This window comes from Treponema saccharophilum DSM 2985, assembly GCF_000255555.1.
Taxonomy (GTDB): domain Bacteria; phylum Spirochaetota; class Spirochaetia; order Treponematales; family Treponemataceae; genus Treponema_D; species Treponema_D saccharophilum.
This window is the reverse complement of the sequence record NZ_AGRW01000030.1, coordinates 20440-40679: the sequence shown is the minus strand read 5'-3', so window position 1 is coordinate 40679 and position 20240 is coordinate 20440. Positions and strand designations below refer to the sequence as shown.

Here is a 20240-nt window from a genome sequence, read left to right as displayed (position 1 = left end):
ACCTGCACAAGATTTCGTTTGCCTTGCGTTTTATCATTAAATCCATAATTCGTGAACAATTCCCAGTTCAATATTAAATTTAATATCAGCACTGCAGCCGGGGTTATCGCATATAGCATTCGGGGTTATAACCTCCATATATTCCGAACTTTTCTGAATTATTCATACTTTTTTTAATGGGCAATTTATGTAAATTATATCATGATTCTTATTGTTTTTTTTACAAATTCAAAGGATTTCTGATGGCCGGCAGATTTTTTTCCTTTACGATTGCCAAAAACTCGTTTATCCTTGACGGCACACACCAGCAAGGGCTGCGGGAGAAACATGATTTTATATTTTTCAGCGACCGGAAATTGCAAATACGTGGCGGAAAGAATAGCGGGATTCAGGACGATGGGGCGGTCTGGAGTTCCGTCTGCCCCAGCTCCTCCATCAGCGCGACCTGCCGCCCGATTCTTTCTCGCACGAGGCGGACGAACGGCTCCGGTTCTACGGCGCGTACCATCGGGCCGAAGCTCAGCACGCGGATGACAAGCTCCGTCTCGTCCGACGCGTCGTATGTCACGGTGAGCCGGTATGTTCCGCCCGACGTTTTTGCGCACGATTTCTCGAAATGAGCGAATGCCATCATGACGCGCTCAAGGGCGTTCCGCTCGTCGCGGATTTCTAGCGTGACGCTGCACGGTTTGCTGACGATGCCGCCGGCGCTTTCCGTGCCGTTTTCCGCGATTTCGCATTTTCTGATGCGGGCGATGTTCATGGTGACGCGCGTCGAGCGGATTTTCGAGACGATTCTGAATTTGTCGTCCTTCTGCGAATATTCGATTTTGCCGGGCGCGAAGCAGAATTTCTTGACGCGTCCGTGCGCGCATTCGTACTCGACGGAAAGTTTTTTCCCGCTTCTGATGGATTCCATGACCGTGCGGAAATTCGCGGCGTACTGCTCGTCATCGTAGGGGTCTCCGTCAGAATATTTGTCGTACAGGAAGAAGAATTCGCCCAAAAAAAGCGGCTCCGTCTCCGCCAAATTCTTCCCGATTCTCGCGATGTCCTCGTCGCGGACAAAAAGGCGGAACCGTTTGTCGAGGCAAATCGACTTGAGCCACCGCCGCTGCAGTTCCGAGAGCGGCATCGTCGGCGGGAAGCGGAGCGCCGTCGTGAAATCGCTTTTTATGAGCGCCCATTTTCCTTTTTCGAGCGACGGGATTATCGTCGTGACGCTTTCCGGAAACGCCGATTCCCTTACGATTCTGAAAAGCGAATCCGGACTGAGCGTGCCTTTCTGCGCCTCGCGTATCGCAATCGACACGGTGTTGTAGTACGCGCTGTAAATTTCGCTGAAAACCATCAATCCTCCTTTCCGCCTCCGGCGTACAGGCTCATCATGTCGGCGATGTCCTTGTAGAATTTCCGCGTGACCCCGATGTCGTCGCATTTGAATTCGACAATCCGCGAGATGAACGTCCGCGCCCACGGAACAATCTCCATCGGGTCGAAAATGTCCGCGTCGAACTGCGCCGTCTGCCCGTCGGTTATCGTCACCGTCCCGCACCGCTTCTCGCGCTCAAGCCTTTTCAGGATGAATTCCTCGCCGCGGGAGAAACGGACGCGGAACATGACGTGCGAAGTTGCCCCGGCTCCTTTTCCGTTATTGCCGCGGCGGATTGCGCAGCCCCAGATGTGCTTCCGTATCGAGCTGAATTCTTCGGCACGCCCGTCGAACGCGCCGAAGACGTTCCCCGCCTTCATAGAGACGATGTAGTCGAACCGCATCGCGACGAACTGCTTTCCTTTCGGACGGAACGCCATCAGATACATGCGCCCGTCCTGAACGCTTTCGTAAATCATCATCGGCACGACCTCGCTTCTGAAAACGCGCCCGTGCGTGTTGCGCTTCTGCTCGACGAGGAGCGAGCGTTTTTCCTGTATCGCCTCGAAAACAGTGCAGACGAAATCCGATTCGATTGACGACGTTATGTAGTGGTGCTTGAACTGGAACATTCCGCCGCCTTCGTCTCCCGTTTTGTCGAGCATGAAGCTTCCGAGAACACCGCACGGCGCGATTTCCGAGAAGAACGACACCGCGTCGAGGAGCCCCGACAAGTCAGTGTCGTCCTTGCGATAATACATCATCGCCTTCCCTTCCTTTTCCGAGCCGACAAGACCGAGCTTCTCGTATTCGCGGAGCTTTTTCCGAAGCGTCGATTCCTCTGGGAGAAGCTCCTGCGAAAAGCCGTCGAGATAGCGCGCCGATATTTCATCGAGAATCGCGGAGAGCGTCTTCCGCACAAAAACTCCGCACGACTTTTCCGAAAGGATGTCCATAACAATGAAGTGGAGCGAGATGTCCATGTCCGTGAACGATTTCGCCGTGAAAATCTTGAAAAGCGGGTTTCTCTTCGTGTGCCTGCTGTCTATCGAGACGAAGCTGACTTTCCCGCATTCGTCCGTCCTGAACGACATGTAGCCGGAAAGGTAGTTCTCCAGCCTGCGCTTCGCGTCGTCGTATGTGCGCGCGCTTTTTCCGTCGAGACAGCCGCGCCCCTTGAAGCCGTAAATATAGAAGCTTCTGACATACGCGCGGATTGTATCAAGGTTCTTTATGAGTTCCGAATACGCCATTTTTTTTTCGCCTGACGGTGTGGTATTATATGGAAAAAAAGCGGAAAACGCGAGGAAAAAGAAGGAGCGGAAATGGACTGCACATTCAGCACGGCCGAAGGTAAATTCAATTACCGGGTCGGCGCGATTATCAGGAACGGGAACAAAATCCTTATGGCGCGGAACCCGAACGAATCGCGGGAATTCTATTATTCGGTGGGCGGGCGCGTCATGCTCGGCGAGACTGCGGAGGCGGCGATTTTGCGCGAGCTGAAGGAGGAGACGGGTCTTTGCTGCGAAATCGAACGGCTCGCCGCCATACACGAGAATTTTTTCGTGGACGGAAAAGGCATTCCGTTCCACGAAATATCGCTTTTCTTCCTTATAAAAATATCCGGGGAGCTTTCGGCGATTCAAAACGGGCACCATACGGACGGCGGACCTTCCGGCGAATTCCTCGAATGGCTCGACGTGTCCGGCCGCGCAGAAAAGGTCGTCTACCCGGATTTTTTCATGACGACAGATTTTTCGAAGGAACGCGGCGTCCTCCACTTCGTGACGCGGGAGATTTAGGTTCCGGGCGTCATGCCGAACGGCTTTCGCAGGAAAGCTTGTTTCGGCATCTCTTGTATTGCAAGATGCTGAAAGCATTTTCGAGCGAAGTCGAGCACTCATCGACTCCGCCCCCTCTTCCGCTATCTGTAAAAGACCCACGCAGAAAAATCGTACTCCCTGAACAAGGCGCGGTCTTCGTTGTACTGAAAATCCAAGCTCGTAAAGTAAAAGGCCGTTTTTTCGTCCGGGGTGTACCACAGGCCGTTTTTAGACTGATTCTCTTCCTGATGGTCGTCGGAAACAAGCGAAAGGAAAAATTCAGTAAGATCGTAGTCGCCGTTTTGAGTCGGAACGGAGATTTCTTTGATTTTGTGTGCGTATGTCTCCCAATTTCCAGTTTCTTCATTTTTGCCATGGGAATTGCCGTACTTGTAAATCCCGTTCATCTGCCTGAAGCCAGAGATGTCTATAGTATCTTTATCATCGCCGCCACGCATATAGAAACGCTTTATGCTTTCATCCTCGCGATTCTTTTTGATTCCAAAAAGCTCCTCAAATGAAAGCTCCTCTTTTTGCTTTCCGTTTGAAGTCTCCGCTTCCTTGAAAAACCATTCCGGCTCTGAAATCTGGCTAGTAAAACACATGTAGCAATAGCTTGAATTCAAAACCTCCCTGTCCTCGTCGGTGATTGCGCTCTCAAGGGCGGCACTGTCGTAGGAAGCGAGGCGGTCGTTCTGGAAGTCGAACAGCTCGTATTTTTTTAGGACATTCATCATCCGGCCGTACTGGCTTTTGTAAGCCATGTTTATGAGGTTGAAGGGAGTCACAGAATCAAAAAGTATCAGGGCAGAAAGAAGCAAAAGCGAATATTTCGTGAATTTTCCTTTTTTGAAGAAGGTCGAAAGAATCGTCAAAACGGAAAAAACGATGAAGAGCAGGCTCGAATATCGGTAGCCCGTGAATCCGTACGCGCCCACCCTGACAGCGTACGCGTAAATCTGAACGCAAATGAGCGGAATAAAGGCGAACGCACCGAATCTGTAGAAGAAGCGGACGGCGGGCAAATCGTCATACTCACGGAGAATGAAAAAGAAGACGATGTAGACGCACGACGCCACTGAAACGAACCAGTTGATTTGTCCGTTTGGAAGTTCCATCAAAACGAGCGCCTTCAGAAGATACGCGTACAGAATCAAAAGAAGGACTGCAAAAACCGGAAGCATTATGTAAAGCACGATGATTTTGAAAGCCCTGCCGGAAGATTCTTCGTTCCGCCTGTAAAAAAGATGGAAGACAAATGAATTTATCGCGAAAATCAAGAAACTGAACGCAAGGCAGCACGTGTAAATTTCATTTTCACTTGTGCCAAGAATCAGATTCTGCACGGCATACACAAGAAGGCAAAGTCCTCCCAAAAGCACGAGGGACATGAGAGCGCAGAAAAGGAAGTGCTTGAACACAAGGGCAAAATAAGCGCGTGGATTTTCCTTCGGAATAAAAAGAAAAAGAGAAGATGCAATCACGGCAAAGCCGATTCCAAAATAGTAAAGCTCAGAATAGACATCGTTCCCGAAGCCTTTTGACTCGGCAAAAAATCCCAAAAGTCCGCCCCCCAAAGCAAGGGCAATCTGAAAAGCGTATTTTTTTAGAGCGGAAAATCTTTTTGAAAGAAGCGTGGCAGGAATGGCAAAGACCGCGCCCATCGTAAAGCCGTAGCAAAGCTCCTCGAAAAAACCGTAGTAGATTTTGTCGGAAAACTTTTCCACATCGTAAATGTAAAGGCACTCCGAAACAAAGGCCAGGAAAGTCGCGGCGAACACGACCTTCTGTTCAGAAAGATAAACGAGCGCATCCGAAAACACGGCGCGGATTTTTTGAGCAAGGGATTTCTTTTCCATGGGGAAAGTATAGCGTTTTTTGGCGAAAAAAGCGCGGGGATTACTTGTACTTTATGAGCAGTTCCGTGCGGCGCTTCTCATGTCTTTCCGACAGAACGTCGTAGTCGAATTCCTCGTATTCTGAGACGGAGAAGCCCGACCGCGCGCTTACGAGAGCATCGTCGGCCTCAAGAAGCTTTCTGTGCTTGTCTGCGCTGTATTTGTGAGCGTACCAGTGCGGAAAGTTTCCTTTTTTCCCGGAGCGCACAAAATCGTAGCGGAGAAGGTCGTAAAGCAGTTTTTTGTCGAGAGCGCTGTTGCAAAAATCACTTTTTTCACTCTCAAGAAAATCATTCATAAGCTCAAACCAATACGATTCTTTCCGCGCCTGAACGAAAGCGTCTTTGCTTCTTGCGTAATCGACAAATGAAAAAAGGAAAGCCCACGGGCTTGTCTGGCTGAAAATATAGTTCATCGTGTATGAGAAACTTCTCTTGTTCCAGTATGCGTCCGTGACAATCTCCATGTCTTTCAAAAAAGCGATGTCGCCAAAAGACAAATGCGGTGTCGCAAACGTTTCGTAAACAGGGCTTTCCATCCATTTCCAACCGTTTTCGCTGGCGTATTTTTCCATCACAGTGCCGCCCAGGATTTTGAGAAATCCAAGTTGAAGCGCGTCTGGGCGAAGGCTCATCACAAAATCGTAGCTTTTTCCGAAGCTTTCCAAATCTTCGAACGGAAGACCCGCAATCAAATCAAGATGCTGGTGTATCGTTCTAGGAATGCGCTTTATTTTTGCGGCGAGTTCTTCCGTGTTCGCCGAGCGGTTTATGGCTTTGAGCGTCTTTTTGTTTGCGGACTGAACGCCCATCTCAAACTGCATCACGCCTTCTGGGACGTTTTGAAGAAAATCGAGAGCTTTTTGTGAAAGATACTCGGCTTCAATTTCAAAATGAAACATCGTCTTTTTGTTGTGATGTTTTAGAATGTAATCCCAGATTCCGATGTAGCGCTCCTCGTCAAGATTGTATGTCCTGTCGACGAATTTGACGAGCTTTATATTGTTGTCGAGGAAAATCTGAATCTCCTCGCATGTGCGCTCAAGGCTTTTGAACCGCACGCGCTTTTCCACGGAAGAAAGACAATACGCGCAGCTGAACGGACAGCCTCTGCTCGACTCGTAATAATAGATTTTGTGGTCTTCATCGGCTTTCCCCTCAATCATCTCAGGGTACGGGAACGGAATGTCGTCCAAGTCCTCGATAAAGGCTCTGTTTCCTGTGAAGAGTGTCTCTTTGTTTGCGCTTCGGCAATAAATGCCTTTTATCTCCGAAAGCCTTGAAAGAACGCTTCTCGCTCTTCCGCTGCTTTTTTCTATCATATCCGTGAACGTGCGTTCTCCCTCGCCAAAGACAACGAAATCCAAGTCTGCGATGGCGCTCAGGTACTTTTTTGCGCCATAGCCAAATTCTGGCCCTCCAGCGCCAAGAATGCAGTCAGGAAGAACTTTTTTGATTTCTGGAAGGAGCTTTTGCACATATTCAGCATTCCAGATATATGTCGAGAACTGAATCCAGTCTGCGTTAAAAAAAGCGATACTGCGCAAAACTTCGCCAATGGGCTGGTTTATCGTGTATTCTGCGATTTCGATTTGCGGTTTTGTCTCGCTGTCTGAAAAATATTTGTCTGCATAATTTTTCAAATCGCGTATTGCGATATTCGTGTGCATGTAGCTTGCGTTTACTGAAACAAGAAGTATTTTCACCGCAGCAGTATATCAAATATCCATGAATTTGGTATCCTACGGGACGGCGCGTTCCCCCTGAAAAGCGCCCTGAATTCCCGGAGGAAAACAATGGAGAGAAAGAAGCCGGACCCGATGACGGTTCATCCGATTGAAGGGTACGAAAAAGAGATTTACGTCAAGCCGACGCTCAAAAATCCGCAGATTACCGTCGGCGACTTCACCTACATCGCGGACTCCGACTTCGAGAGCCACGTGACGCATCTCTACGAATGGAACCGCGACCGCCTCATAATCGGGAAGTTCTGCCAGATTGCCGCGGGCGTCGAATTCGTGATGAACGGCGCGAACCACCAGATGAACGCGGTCTCGACTTTCCCGTTCTACACGCTTGAAGGATGGGGCGCGTATCCGCCGAGCAGGACGAACATGCCGCTGAAAGGGAATACCGTCATCGGCAACGACGTATGGATTGGGCAGAACGCGGTGATTTTGCCGGGGGTGCATATCGGCGACGGCGCCATTGTCGGCGCGAACGCGGTTGTTGGAAGCGATGTCGGCGCGTATTCCGTCGTCGTCGGGAACCCCGCGCGGGAAATCAGGAAGCGGTTTGACGACGAGATGATTCTCCTCCTCGAGAAGCTCAAATGGTGGGACAAAAGCGTTGACGAAATCGACCTTCTCATCCCGACGCTGACGAGCGGCGACATCCCGAACGTAAAGGACGTCATACGGCGCATCCTTTCGGAAGAAGGGAAAGCGGAAAGCGCGTTGATTTCGGCAATCAAAAGGAGGGATTTTTCGGAGGCGAAAAAGCTCATCCTTTCCGGAGCGGACTGCCTCGCGCGCGACAAATTCGGCGATTCGGTCTTGTGGAACCTGACGTTCCAGTGGAATTATTGCGGGACGGAAACGTCAAAAGAAGACGAAATCGCGCTCCTCGATTTGTTCGCCCTTGTGCTGCAGCGCGGTGGGGACGTGAACGAGGTGAGCTCATGGCAGGCGACGCCGCTCATATGGGCGACTCCCGACGGCATTGAGGAAATCCCGCTGTACGGGAAGCTGCTCAGGCTTATGCTCGGCTACAAGCCCGACATCTACAAAAGAGCCGGCTCGTTCACGTGCTTCGAAATTGCGACGCAGGACGACGACGTTCTCGGGATGCTCGCCGAAAGAGGCCTCCTGAAAAGCGGGGAAATCCCCGAATGGGCAAAGGAGCAGGCCGACGCCGTCATACGGAAAACGGAGGAACGGCGGCGGTGAATCACAAAAAGTACGTCTTCATCATGCCCTTTCCCTTCACGTCGATTTCCGTATTTTTGCTGTACTCGTAGCGGCTCATGGTCTGGACTTTCGTCATCTCCGTCACGTGGATTCTCATCGGAAGCCCCGTGCTTTCCATCCTGCTCGCGACGTTCACGGTGTCACCCCAAATGTCGTAGATGAACTTCGTCTTTCCGATGACGCCTGCGACGAGCGGGCCTGAATTTATCCCGAGCCTGATTTGGAGCTTGATGTTCGACGTCTCGTTGAACGCGCGGACGTCGCTCAGAAGCCCCTTCGCGAACCGAATCATCCTGAACGCCCCGTCGTTGAAATGCTCCAGCGTGAGACCAGCCGCCGCCATGTAGGCGTCCCCGATTGTCTTGATTTTCTCGATTCCCTCGCGCTGCGCGCGCTCGTCGAACATCGAAAACATTTTGTTGAGCATCGTGACGACTTCTTCCGCCGTCATCTCGCCGCTTATTTTCGTGAAGCCGACGATGTCGGTAAAAAGGACGGTGACGTTCGGGTATTCCTTCGCGATGGTGCTTTCCGGATGCGCCGAAAGCTCCTTCGCGATTTCCTTCGGGAGGATGTTCAGGAGAAGATGCTCCGAGCGGTTCTTTTCCGCCTCAAGCTCCCTCGTGCGCTCCTTCACGGTGCTCTCAAGCTTGCGGTTCTCCTCCTCGACGCGGATGAGCTTTCCCTCGAACAGCATGACCGTCGTCGAGATGATGAAAACGACGAAAAGCAGCGCGAGGAAAATGTCGAAGAACGTATTCGTCAGCGGCTTCAGGACGCATGAGTAGGTGAACACGATTTCCTGCGCGAGCGGCTGGTAGTCGTGCGGCGTGTACATGATGCAGCCGAACCCGAGCGTCTTCAAGGGCGTAATCCTGTAGAAATCCTCGCCGTGGATGTTCTCCTTGTCGCCTTCATGCGGTTTGTTGACGTTCAGCCTGCCGCCGGAAAGGGAGAACGTCCCGTTCCACGGGCCGGGGTCCACGGAGGAATTGTCCGGAACGGAAATCGAGAATTTCCAGTCGGTTATGATGGTGCTTTTCATGTTGTTGAAAATGACGCCGTCGTACTGCGCGCCCGTCCTTCCAATGTCATCCCCGTCAACCCATTGCTTTTCCGCGTTGCGCGAGAACGTCACGCACACCGATTTTTCCTCGTCGTTCTCGGTATACGGTTTTTCGATTGTCAGTTTTTTTTCCGGAAGCGACACGCCTTTTATCGAGACGATGACGAGGACGAAAATGATTCCCCCCAGGCACAAAGAAAGCGCCTGCCAGAAGTGGCTCCGCACGACGCGCTTTTTGGATTCGGTCGAGACGGCCTCAGTTTTGTAGACGGGGCCAGCGATTAAGGCCGAGCGGTTCTCCGAGCAGAATTCAAGCTCCAGAAGCTTCATCGAGGAATAGAACAGATGGAGCGCGCCCAACCCGAACGAAACGTTCATCCACGGGAAGCCGTAGCTGACGAGAATCAGGGCGACGCTGAGCAGCGGAAGGCTGAAATAAAGCAGGAGCGAAACGAAGACATTCAGCGCGAGCTTTTTCCTGTTCTGCAGAAGCATCGTGAAAACGATAATCTCCGGCAGGATTCCCAGAACGACGCTCAGCGGATAGAACGTGCTTCTGTGGTACAGGTTTTTGTCGTCGAAATAATAGAAAAAGTCCGTGAACTGGCTGACGACGATGAGACAGAAATTCACGGCGCACAGGCAGAGGACTATGAAAAGATGGACGGGTATCCCTTTTTTCATGGAATCCCGCGGCGCCAAAAGAATCGAGAAATTCAGGCGCGACTGCTTTATGAATTCGCAGACATAAAAACAGAGGAAAAACGACACCGACGCATTGCACACAAAAACGAAAAAATTGCTGAGGCGCACCATGTAGAATCCTACCGCGGTGGTGTTCCCCCGATAAAAGTAGGCGAGCGCATCCGACAGGAGCATGAAGCCCGTGAAAAATTCGACAAAGACGAGCGTCCGCCTGCCGTTCTGCTTCAGCTTATGCCCCGAGCACAAAAAAATTCCCGTCTGAAAGCAGAAGAACGAAATAAAAAGAAGCGATGATATGCTGATGAATCTTGTAAAGTCGGACACGTACTACAATCCCCTGATGAAAAACGCTACCGAATATTATAGTGGAAAAAAGCTACTTTTAAAGGGAAATATCAAAACGTGTTTTTCCGTTTCCCGACCTGAGCTTTTTAATTTTCAATCGGCAAAAAAATCGCTACACTATATGCAGGGAAAAATCAGTATGAGAATGAGAAGTGTTTTTTTTGCAATAACTTTGTTATGTGCAAGTGTCGTTTCGGCGTTTTCGGCGGACTCCGGGTATTTTATCGGAGACGGCGGAAGCGGTAAGAGGGTTCTTGTCTATTCGTCGAAGCTTGAGAACGGAAAAAGTTCCGATGAATGGATTGTCGAGAAAGTGAAGCGCGATTTTATCAGCGATTTCGTGAATTATTCGAACATCGACGTGATTGATTTCGGCGAGAAAGCGACGGTTATGAAGCTGCAGAAGGATTCTGAGACCGCGTATTACTCGGCGGAAAATCCGCTCGAGCTTGGAAAGGCGATTTCTGCGAAGTCGTACATAAAGCTCGTATGCACGAAAAAAGAATCCTCGTACAGTTTGGCAGCGACGCTCACGAACATCGAGACAGGACGAACAGAGGGCAGCTTTACGTCTCCGTTTTATTCGGAAGGCGACTTCGTTACGAAAGCACACGGAGAGGCTGCCGCAAAACTGCTCGAGGCGCTCGGGGTAAATCTGACCGCGGCAGGTAAAAGGCTTTTGCAGTACGGTTCTATTTCCAATTCCGTCGAGGACGCGGCGGAGAATCTTGAAACATACAAAGCCGAGCTTGCGAGGCTGGAAAAGGAGCAGGCTGCCTTGATGAAGAACCGCAGTTCCGAAATCGACAAGGAAGCCGAGAAAGCCCGCATCGAAGTTCAGAAGGCGACGCTTCTGCAGCAGAAGAAAAACGAGGAGGAGCGCCTTTCACGGCTTCGCGACGACGAGAAGCGGAAGCAGGAGGAAGCGCAGCTTGCAAAGGAGCGAAGCGCAGAATCGCAGAAGAAAATCGTCGCGCTTTCAAAGGAAATTGAGGAAAAGGCAGCGAAAATCAGGCAGCAGAAAGTCGATAACATGACCGCGCTGCAGATGATTGACGTCATCGAGGGCGAGAAGCAGGTTCTCCTCGCGAACGAGAAGTCGATAGATTCCAACATTGCCGCTTTCAATGCGGAGCAGGACAGGCTGTGCGAAAAAGAGACGAAAGAGCGGAAGTCACAAAAGCCGAGAAAAACCGAAATCAACGCGGACGGCTCGCTGAACGATGTCGGAAAGCAAATCCTTGAAAGCGACCTTGAGTCGATACGGAACAAGTACAGCAATCTGAAACAGAAAAACGAGAATCAGCTCAGAACATCCGCGATGCAGTCCGAGGAAAACCTCAAGGAAAAAATCTCTTCCGACATCAAGAACCTTGAGTCGAAGAGTTTCACGACCGATTCCATCCAAGGCTCCGACGTGTACTTCCGCGTGGGAAGCTATGACGGCTCCTCCGATGCGCAGGGCTGGAATTATACGCTTTCGTTCGTCTTTGGCGGAAAGACCATTTTTTCCACAAAAGGGCTTTTGAAATACGAGAACATCACAGGAAAGCCTGTTCCTTCATATCCGTCCGCCAATGCCTCCAACCGCGAGGCGAAAGTCAGGGCATACAACGACTATCAGGACGATGTCGAGGCGTACGACAGCTTTTTCCGAATGAACGTGCCTTATATCCGTGCCGTGCTGACGTATTCCGTGAAATCTTCAGGAGTGGACAAGCCCTCCGAGTACATCGTTTACGTCAACAGTATCAGCCTCATCAATGTCCAGAGCAATTCGCAGGTTGCCGGCGAAAAATCAAGAAACAATGTGTACGCGTATGCTCCGTCAACTTTGGTAGACTGGACTAAATTAATCGCCAACAAAATAGAAAACGGCAACATTGTCTATGAGGCTTTTAAAGGCGACAAATCACTGACCAGCGTAACCATTCCAAGCGGCGTTACGACTATCGGCGACTATGCGTTCGATGGCTGCACATCGCTCACAAGCGTAACAATTCCAGACAGCGTTACGTCTATCGGCGACAATGCGTTCCGGTACTGCACATCGCTCACAAGCGTAACAATTCCAGACAGCGTTACGTCTATCGGCGCCTATGCGTTCTTCAATTGCACATCGCTCACAAGCGTAACAATCCCAAGCAGCGTTACGTCTATCGGCTACGAAGCGTTCTATAGCTGCACATCGCTCACAAGCGTAACAATCCCAAGCAGCGTTACGTCTATCGGCGGCGAGGCGTTCAAAAACTGCACATCGCTCACGAGCGTAACAATCCCAAGCAGCGTTACGTATATCGGCTGCGGTGCGTTCTATAACCGCACATCGCTCAAAGAAATTCACTTTACCGGCACAAAGGCTCATTGGCTGGTACTTTACGGGGCTGATAGAGATGTCATCGTACATTGTTCTGACGGTGATGTCGACAAAAACTGGTATGAGAGCATAACAGATATCGTAATACCGAATGGTGTTACGTCTATCGTCGCGTGTGCGTTCGAAGGCTGCACATCGCTGACAAACGTAACTATCCCAGACAGCGTTACGTCTATCGGCTCCAATGCGTTCGATGGCTGCAAATCGCTGACAAACGTAACAATCCCAAGCAGCGTTACGACTATCGGCTACAAGGCGTTCGATGGCTGCAAATCGCTGACAAACGTAACAATCCCAAGCAGCGTTACGACTATCGGCTACAAGGCGTTCAAAGACTGCACATCGCTCAAAACCGTATACTATGCCGGAAGCAAGAAGGACTGGAAAAAAATTAAAATTGACAACGATGATAAAGGCAACAAGCCGCTTTTGAAGGCAGAAATCATCTACGGCAAAAAGTAGATTTTGAAAAAGAATCGAACCTAAGAAAATAAGAGATGACTGACCGTATTGAATCAGCCATCATCTGAAATCACATTCGCCATCGGGAACGAAGCAACTCGTTCCCGATTTGTACTATATGTTCGATGCGGCATATTACGCGACGAGCAATTCCGGAACCGACAAAGAAAGTCACAAAACAGTGAGCATAGACGAAAATACGCTTGCGTTCCTGAATACGGTGGGTATCGGCCTTCCGTTCTATGTTGACAAATCGGATGATGATTTGGTTGCGTCATGGGAATTCGACATCCGCTATACGATTGCCTTGATTCCAGGAATCGGCATGAACCATTCGATTTCCGCCGGAATTCGTTGTTGCTTTCCGAACGTAAAGATATTTGATGACTAAGCTTGTCGGGGTTGGTCAGAAAATATATGCTCTGCCTGAAAATCGGTTGATTTAATTTTGTCGTGCCGAACGGATTTCCATGAAAATCCGATTCTGCACGACAAAGCACGGGCGTTTTTTTGTTGTCACACGGATTTGCTCAGACCTAACGGTCTTCACTTTTTTGGGACAACAAGCCGGCACGACACATCGCGCTTCCACGCCCGTGCCTTTTTTCATACTTTCCGCGCCGTTCCGGCGAATCCGGCGGATTTACGTCGCGCTTATCTCCAAGAATTCCGCCTTTCCGCGAAGGCTTGGCGTTTCGCCGGCTTTCAGGAAGAAAATGTCCTCGGCCCGAAGCGCGAATTCGTCTTTCCCCGACGAGATTCCCGCGTTTTTCTCCGCCCCAAGCACGAAAAGCAGCCGGTCTTTTCCCGCGCCAGTCTCCGGCAAGCCGGATTTTCTAAGGGCGAAATACCGGCAGCTGAAATCCCCTGAAAAAGGACGGACGGAAAGCAGGCCGCCGCTTTTTATGACCTGAAGCGATTTTTCGACATGAAGCTCCCGCCCGCGGTTGTAATCGTAGAGCCGGTACGTTATGTCGCACGACTGCTGAACTTCAAGGAGCCGGATTCCGCCGCAAATCGCATGGACGGTGCCTGCGGGAATGAAAACGAAGTCGCCTTCTTTCACATTCACAAAATTCAAGTACCGCTCAAGCGTTCCTGCCTTAATTGCCGCGGAGACGTCCTCCATCCGGACATCCTTTTTGAGTCCGTACACGAGGCGCGCGTCATCTTCCGCATCGAGGACATACCAGCATTCCGTCTTGCCGCGCTCGCCCTCCCCCTCAAGCCTCATCGCCTGCTCGTCGTCGGGATGGACCTGCACGGAAAGAGAGGCATCGGCCTGTATGATTTTCACGAGAAGCGGATAGTCTTTTCCCGCCGCCGCCGCGAAATTCTCCTGGAATCCGGACGGATGGACGGAGGCAATCCAGTCCTCGTAGCCCCAGATTTTGTCAAAATGAATCGGATTCAGTCTGAGCATGTTTTCTCCCGTTTATTTTATCGTATCGTGCTTTTTTATGAATGATATCACGTCGTCAACCGTAGTGAAGCACAGCGCGGTGTTCGTGTCGGCGGCCCCATAATAGATTGCGATCCTGTTCGTCGCGGCGTCCACCAAAGCAGCGCACGGGAAGACGACGTTCGGAACGAATCCGCGCTCCTCGTACTCCTCCTCCGGAGTGAGAAGGAAATTACCGCAGCGGTGGAGGACTTTCGAAGGGTCGTCGAGGTCGAGAAGCGCCGCCCCCATCGAGTAGACGAAGCCGGAGCATGTTCCCGTAACGCCGTGATAGAACAGCAGCCAGCCTTCCTCCGTCTCTATCGGCGCGCACCCCGCCCCGATTTTTACGGACTGCCACCATTCGCCGCTTTTTCCCATGACCCACTTGTGGTTCCCCCAATGAAGCAAATCGCTGCTTTCGGAAATGAAGATGTCGCCGAACGGCGTGTGCCCGGAGTCGCTCGGACGGGTGAGGATGAGGTAGTTCCCGCCCACTTTTCTGGGAAAAAGGACGCCGTTCCTGTTGAAAGGCAGGAACCCGTTTCCCTTTGACGTGAATGTCCTGAAATCTGTCGTCGTCGCGATTCCGATTGACGCCCCGTGGAAATTCGTGCACCAGACGATGTGGTACGTGTCGCCGATTCTTATGAGCCGCGGATCATAGGCGTAGCTCGGGCTTACGTCGTTTCCGTTCTCGTCGGTGATTCTTATCGCGGAGTCGCCGAACCGCCATTCGAGCGCGTTCTCCGAGAATCCGTAGTAGAGATAGGGAATTCCGCTGCACGTCTCGGCACGGAAAACGCCGACAAATCCGCCGTCCTTCCATGACGCCACCGCGCTGTTGAAGATTCTGCTCACGTTCGGAGCCGGATTCCTGCCGATTACCGGATTTTTCGAATAGCGCCACACCGGGCTGTTCGCGTTTTTTCCCTGCGGCCTGTCCTCCCACGGCATGTTCGGAATATGCTCGCCAACCACTTTTATCATTTTCTCGCTCCTTTTTTTTCATGCCTGCCGCAAAGACAGGCACGTCTTTTTTATTAAACCGGCTTGAAACCTGAAGTTTCCGGGCCGGTTATTTTGAACTCGCCGACCTTAAGCGATAACGAAGTTATCGAACAGGTTTATTTTCCGAATTCAAGGTTCTTTTTTATGAACGCAACGCGCTGCTTCACGCAGTCAGCGCTCCGCCTCATGTCGCGCGGCGTGCTGAACACGTAATCCTCAAGTTTTTCGAGAGTCGTCGTCGCCACATGAAGACGCGTATCGCTTGACGCGTAGTAGATGTACACGATTCCGTCATGAACAACCGCCCCGTTCGTAAAAACGACGTTGCTCACGTCGCCCACGCGCTCCTCACCGAGCGGGACGAGGAAGACTCCGCCCGGCTCCGCAATCACTTTTGCCGGGTTGCGCGCATCCGTGGCGAAGCAGTAGAGAACGTACCGGAGTCCCGCGGCAGTATTGCGAACCCCGTGCGCAATGTGAATCCAGCCTCTTTTCGTCTTTATGGGAACAGCGCCCGCCCCGTTCTTGGCTTCGGTAATCGTATGATAGACGCGGCCGCTCGTTATTTTCTCCTCGTCAATCACCGCGTCCGTTATGTCGTCGCAAAGCCCGAACCCGATTCCGCCGCCGCTTCCCGTGTCGATGAAGTTGTCCATCGGCCTCGTGTAGAACGCGTATTTTCCGTCTACGAATTCCGGAAGAAGGACGACATTCCTCTGCTGCGGAGAGCGCAACGTCCTGAGGTTCGCGAGCCGCTCCCATGTCCTCAAATCTTTCGTGCGGACAATTCCCGCCTGCGCGACCGCCGCGCTCAAATCGTTCGAGGATTTGTCCTTGCTTTCAGAACAGAAAACGCCGTAAATCCATCCGTCCTCGTGCTGTGTCAGGCGCATGTCGTACACGTTCGTCTCATCAGCGCACGTGTCAGGAAGCTCCACCGGATAATCCCGGAACCGAAACCCGTCGATTCCGCTCTCGCTTTCCGCAACCGCAAAGAATGATTTTCTGTCGGCGCCCTCAACGCGCGCGACGAGGCAGAATTTCCCGTCAAGGAAAATCGCGCCGGAATTCATGACGGCATTTATCCCGAGCCGCTCCATGAAATGCGGGTTCGTCTCCGGGTTCATGTCGTACTTCCAGAAAAGGGGCACGTGGTTCCGGGTCAAGACAGGATTTTTGTACCGGTCGTAAATTCCGTTGTAGAAATCGCTTTTCTCGTTCCTGCGGGAAACCAGCTCCTCAAAACGGGCGCGCTCCCTTTTGTAGTTCCTCTCGAATTCAGTCATAGTTCTCTCCTTTTGAAAAATCCACCCTGCCCGCCGAAAATCAGGACAGGGCAAAACATATCAGCATATTCCGGACATCATCTTTTTTGTCCGCCCGATTACCTCAAAGCACATCCTTCCGTTGTGGTAGGGGCATTTCCACGGCTCGACGATAGGCTCGTCCATCGCGTTCCCGTCCTCGTCGGTGCACCAGAACCATTCGGAGCCTTCCCTTTTGTCAACCATGTGCTCCTTGATGAATTCCCAGATGTCCGCAGCAGCGGCAAGGTATTTTTCATCCTCCGATTTCTCGAATGCGTTCAGAAATCCGACGACGCTTTCCGCCTGCACCCACCAAATCCGCTTCGTGTTGTCCGTCCCGCGCTCGCATTCGTTGAGGAGGGAGTGCTTTTTGTAGGCGATTTTGTGAATCTGCGCGGCAATCGTCTCCGTAATCGGCGAGCAGAGCCTGTTGAATTCCTCCTCGCCGAGAACGGCGAGGCATTTGTCCAGCAGCCAGCTCGTCTCGATGTCGTGCCCGTATGAGTACAGGTCGATGAGCGGATTGAGGTTTCTGTCGAAGAACACTTCCTGCCGTTTCCGCTCCGGATTCCAGATTTTCGCCGCGAACTGATTCAGGATAAAGTGAAGCCGCTCCTTCACGCGATTGTCCCCGCTCACCCGGAACAAATCGGTGTACGCCTCAAGGACATGGAGAAGCGTGTTCATCGTCTTTTCCGCCATGACGCCGTTCTCGCTGAGCTTCTCGTTGCTTTCCGGCCGGAAATCGCGAGTGAACGCCTCAAGGTATCCGACGTCGTCCGTGCACTTTCCTTCTATCAAATCGAACAGCCCGAACGCAATCTCAAGAGCCTCGCGGTCGTGCGAAATCTCGTAATACGAGCTGAGGGCGTATATCGCGAACGCCTGGTTGTAGGTATGCTTCGTGCTGTCGCACACCGTCCCGTCTGCATTAAGGCTCCAGAAGACGCCGCCGTTCTCTTTGTCGAGGCAGTGATTTTTGAGGAAGTCGTAGGCATGGCGGGCATAGGGAACGATATCCTTGTCGCCGAGCGTTTTGTACGCGTTCGAGAAGAACCACAAAATCCTGCTGTTCAGGATGCAGCCCTTCACGGCATCCTTGTCGAGCTTCAGGTCGTAGCCCAAAAAACCGAAGAAGCCTCCGCGCTCCTCGTCCCTCATCTGCTTCCAGAACGGAAGGATATGCCCCGCAAGCTCCGCCCTGCACTCCCCGCCCAAAACGGCGAGCATCATCATCTCGTTTTTATTCATATTTCTGACTCCTAACCGACCTGTTCTGAAAATGAACTTTCCGAACAGGTTTAACCATTCTTGCTTGCAAAAATCGCTGTTCCGGACGCGTTTCGGAAATCCCAGCGCCTATTCCTTTACGGAGCCGGTCACCATGCCGCCGTAGATGTACCGCTGCATCGCGATGAACGCTATCAGCGTGGGGATGACGGCAATCACGACGCCGGCGCATATCACGGGCCAGTTTGTCCCGAACGGCCCCTTGAACTTGTAGAGCGAGGTCGAAATCACCATGAGGCTCTGCTTCGGCATGTAAAGGAGCGGATTATAAAAATCGTTGTACAGGTTGATGCATTTGAGAATCAGAACCGTCACCGTCGCCGGCTGCAGGAGCGGGAATATTATCGTCGTGAACACCTGCCAGTAGCTCGCACCGTCGATAATCGCGCTCTCGTCAAGGGAATTCGAGATGTGGTTCAGGAACTGCAGGTAAATCATGATGCCGATGATGTCCGTTCCCATCGAAAGGATGATGCAGGAAAGCCTCGTGTTGTAAAGCCCGAGCTTGTAGACAATCTGGAACGTGGCGACCTGCGTGGTGATTGTCGGGATGAGCGCAATCCACAAAAACGCCGTGTACACGAGCTTCTTCCCCTTGAATTTGAAGCGGCTCAGTACGAACGCGGTCATGCTTCCCGTGAGGACCGTTCCGAGCCCCGAGAAGAAAATCAGTATGAGCGTGTTCAGAAACCCGCGGAGCATGTTTCCCTTCGAGAATGCCGTCACATAGTTTCCAAGGAAAAACCCTTCGAGGACTTTGACGCGCCGCACCGTAATGTTCTCGCCCGAGATGGAAAAACCGTTTTCCCGCACGCTTTTCCACGCCGATTTCGGGATGGCGATGGTGATTTCGCTTTCCCCGATGATTCCCTCGCCCGTTCCGACTTCCGCGCCCTCCGAGTCCGAGATGACGGCGAAGCTGTTTTCCGCCTCCACAGGGTCAATGACAAGCGTGACTTTCCTTGCCTCGTGGTTTTCGAGCATCTTTCCGGTTATTCTCAGCCGGCTTTCCGTGCCGAGCGTCTTCGCGCCTTTCCATATTTCCGTGTTCGACGTGAACGAGGGAAGCTCGAACGGCCGCGAGCGGTTGAATTCCTCGCTCGTCTTGAACGAGCCCAGGAACACCACGACAATCGGGAGCATGACGCTGAGCGTCGCAAGCAGCAGAAGAAGGTACTTGCAGTTCCGTACGAGCATGCCGTCCTGGCACAAATGTCCCGCCCGTTTTTCCCTTGTATTCCTAATCATGATATTCCTCCTTCTGAATTCCTGAACATGCGGTTCTGTATTGCCGAGACGACCAGCACGATGACCGTCAGGACGATGGCCATCGCCGAGGCAAGGCCGATTTTGTTGAACTTGAAAGCCGTGTCCATCGTGCGGATGACGAATGTCGACGAGCCGTTTCCACCGCCCGTCATGATGTACGGAATCTCGAACACGCTGACGGCGCCCTTCACCGCCAGAATCATGTTTATCTGAATCATAGGGGCGATTCCCGGAAAGGTGAGATACCAGAACTGCTGCCAGGCGCTCGCCCCGTCAAGGTTCGCGGCCTCGTACATGTCCGACGGAAGCGACTGGATTGCCGCCACGAACATCACGACGTTGAATCCCATGTACCGCCATATCGAAGTGAACGTAAGCGAGTAGTTGACCATCCCGGGATCCGTCAGCCAGAGAACCTTCCCCTCAAGCCCGAATACCTTGAGCACCTCGTTCAGCGTTCCCGTATCCTTGAAGAAATAAAGGAAGATGAATCCGATTGCGACGCCGTTCACGAGGTTCGGGAAAAAGAGGACGCCCTTGAAGAAATTCTGCGCCCGCATCTTTGACGAAAGAATGACCGCGAAAAGAAGGGCAAGCGCAAGCTGCACGAGCGAGCCGACAAAATAATAGATGCTCACGCCAAAAACGCGCAGGTTTTCCTGCCTTGAGAAAAGCTCGATGTAGTTTTTGATTCCGATGAACGTTTTCTCGCCGATTCCGTCCCACTGGAGGAAACTGTAGAAGAACATATTGAGGATTGGCAGAAACCCGAAAACCAGAAGCAGAATCACAGGAAACAGCAGAAACGTAAAGACGACAAGCTTTTGCTGGCTCGCATATGACATTCTGTTTTTCATAAGCAGACTCCTAAAAAAGAAACTAAAGAGAAATCGGTTTCTCTTT

14 protein-coding genes and 1 pseudogene are annotated in these 20240 nt (G+C 51.7%); 4 read left to right on the top strand and 11 right to left on the bottom strand.

Annotated elements, in window-relative coordinates:
• Positions 1 to 388: 388 nt before the first annotated feature.
• Together TRESADRAFT_RS01760 and TRESADRAFT_RS01755 are read right to left on the bottom strand one after the other, a co-directional pair.
• Positions 389 to 1351 carry a WYL domain-containing protein gene (locus TRESADRAFT_RS01760; RefSeq protein WP_002702299.1) on the bottom strand — a complete coding sequence of 321 codons (963 nt, stop codon included), beginning with the start codon at positions 1349 to 1351 and terminating at the stop codon, positions 389 to 391.
• Positions 1351 to 2625 (bottom strand): WYL domain-containing protein, encoded by a 1275-nt coding sequence (locus TRESADRAFT_RS01755; protein WP_002702297.1) that lies wholly within the window; start codon positions 2623 to 2625, stop codon positions 1351 to 1353. Before TRESADRAFT_RS01755 ends, TRESADRAFT_RS01760 begins: the two co-directional genes overlap by 1 nt.
• A gap of 72 nt (positions 2626 to 2697) precedes the next feature.
• On the opposite strand from TRESADRAFT_RS01755, the gene TRESADRAFT_RS01750 reads away from it, so the two are divergent.
• Complete coding sequence (locus TRESADRAFT_RS01750; protein WP_002702296.1) at positions 2698 to 3177, top strand: NUDIX hydrolase; 480 nt, start codon at positions 2698 to 2700, stop codon at positions 3175 to 3177.
• Between the two features lie 122 nt (positions 3178 to 3299).
• Here the strand turns inward: TRESADRAFT_RS01750 and TRESADRAFT_RS01745 are convergent, their stop codons facing one another.
• Both TRESADRAFT_RS01745 and TRESADRAFT_RS01740 read right to left on the bottom strand, forming a co-directional pair.
• On the bottom strand, positions 3300 to 5057 hold the full coding sequence (locus TRESADRAFT_RS01745) for a DUF4153 domain-containing protein (RefSeq protein WP_002702294.1): 1758 nt from the start codon (positions 5055 to 5057) through the stop codon (positions 3300 to 3302).
• Between the two features lie 40 nt (positions 5058 to 5097).
• Entirely contained in the window at positions 5098 to 6801 is a 1704-nt protein-coding gene (locus TRESADRAFT_RS01740; RefSeq protein ID WP_050985001.1) for a B12-binding domain-containing radical SAM protein, read from the bottom strand.
• 90 nt (positions 6802 to 6891) lie between these two features.
• On the opposite strand from TRESADRAFT_RS01740, the pseudogene TRESADRAFT_RS16775 reads away from it, so the two are divergent.
• Positions 6892 to 7476 (top strand): annotated as a pseudogene (locus TRESADRAFT_RS16775) (CatB-related O-acetyltransferase); the annotation flags it as partial.
• A gap of 568 nt (positions 7477 to 8044) precedes the next feature.
• Here TRESADRAFT_RS16775 and TRESADRAFT_RS14820 read toward each other — a convergent pair.
• Positions 8045 to 10159, bottom strand: a complete 2115-nt coding sequence (locus TRESADRAFT_RS14820) for an adenylate/guanylate cyclase domain-containing protein (protein WP_002702289.1) — start codon at positions 10157 to 10159, stop codon at positions 8045 to 8047.
• A gap of 166 nt (positions 10160 to 10325) precedes the next feature.
• Between TRESADRAFT_RS14820 and TRESADRAFT_RS16455 the strand changes: the two genes are divergently transcribed.
• Both TRESADRAFT_RS16455 and TRESADRAFT_RS01720 read left to right on the top strand, forming a co-directional pair.
• Complete coding sequence (locus TRESADRAFT_RS16455; RefSeq protein ID WP_217169643.1) at positions 10326 to 13019, top strand: leucine-rich repeat domain-containing protein; 2694 nt, start codon at positions 10326 to 10328, stop codon at positions 13017 to 13019.
• Positions 13020 to 13137: 118 nt separating this feature from the next.
• On the top strand, positions 13138 to 13410 hold the full coding sequence (locus TRESADRAFT_RS01720; RefSeq protein ID WP_002702286.1) for a hypothetical protein: 273 nt from the start codon (positions 13138 to 13140) through the stop codon (positions 13408 to 13410).
• A gap of 252 nt (positions 13411 to 13662) precedes the next feature.
• On the opposite strand, the gene TRESADRAFT_RS01715 is transcribed toward TRESADRAFT_RS01720, so the two are convergent.
• The 6 genes from TRESADRAFT_RS01715 to TRESADRAFT_RS01690 form a co-directional block, all read right to left on the bottom strand.
• Positions 13663 to 14442 carry a type I phosphomannose isomerase catalytic subunit gene (locus tag TRESADRAFT_RS01715; protein WP_002702284.1) on the bottom strand — a complete coding sequence of 260 codons (780 nt, stop codon included), beginning with the start codon at positions 14440 to 14442 and terminating at the stop codon, positions 13663 to 13665.
• A 12-nt stretch (positions 14443 to 14454) separates the two neighbouring features.
• Positions 14455 to 15450, bottom strand: a complete 996-nt coding sequence (locus TRESADRAFT_RS01710; RefSeq protein ID WP_002702282.1) for a glycoside hydrolase family 130 protein — start codon at positions 15448 to 15450, stop codon at positions 14455 to 14457.
• A gap of 137 nt (positions 15451 to 15587) precedes the next feature.
• Entirely contained in the window at positions 15588 to 16757 is a 1170-nt protein-coding gene (locus TRESADRAFT_RS01705) for a glycoside hydrolase family 130 protein (protein ID WP_002702280.1), read from the bottom strand.
• A 60-nt stretch (positions 16758 to 16817) separates the two neighbouring features.
• Complete coding sequence (locus TRESADRAFT_RS01700) at positions 16818 to 18029, bottom strand: AGE family epimerase/isomerase (RefSeq protein ID WP_002702278.1); 1212 nt, start codon at positions 18027 to 18029, stop codon at positions 16818 to 16820.
• A gap of 108 nt (positions 18030 to 18137) precedes the next feature.
• Positions 18138 to 19316, bottom strand: a complete 1179-nt coding sequence (locus TRESADRAFT_RS14810; RefSeq protein WP_002702276.1) for a carbohydrate ABC transporter permease — start codon at positions 19314 to 19316, stop codon at positions 18138 to 18140.
• Entirely contained in the window at positions 19313 to 20194 is an 882-nt protein-coding gene (locus TRESADRAFT_RS01690; RefSeq protein ID WP_002702274.1) for a carbohydrate ABC transporter permease, read from the bottom strand. Before TRESADRAFT_RS01690 ends, TRESADRAFT_RS14810 begins: the two co-directional genes overlap by 4 nt.
• Positions 20195 to 20240 lie beyond the last annotated feature (46 nt).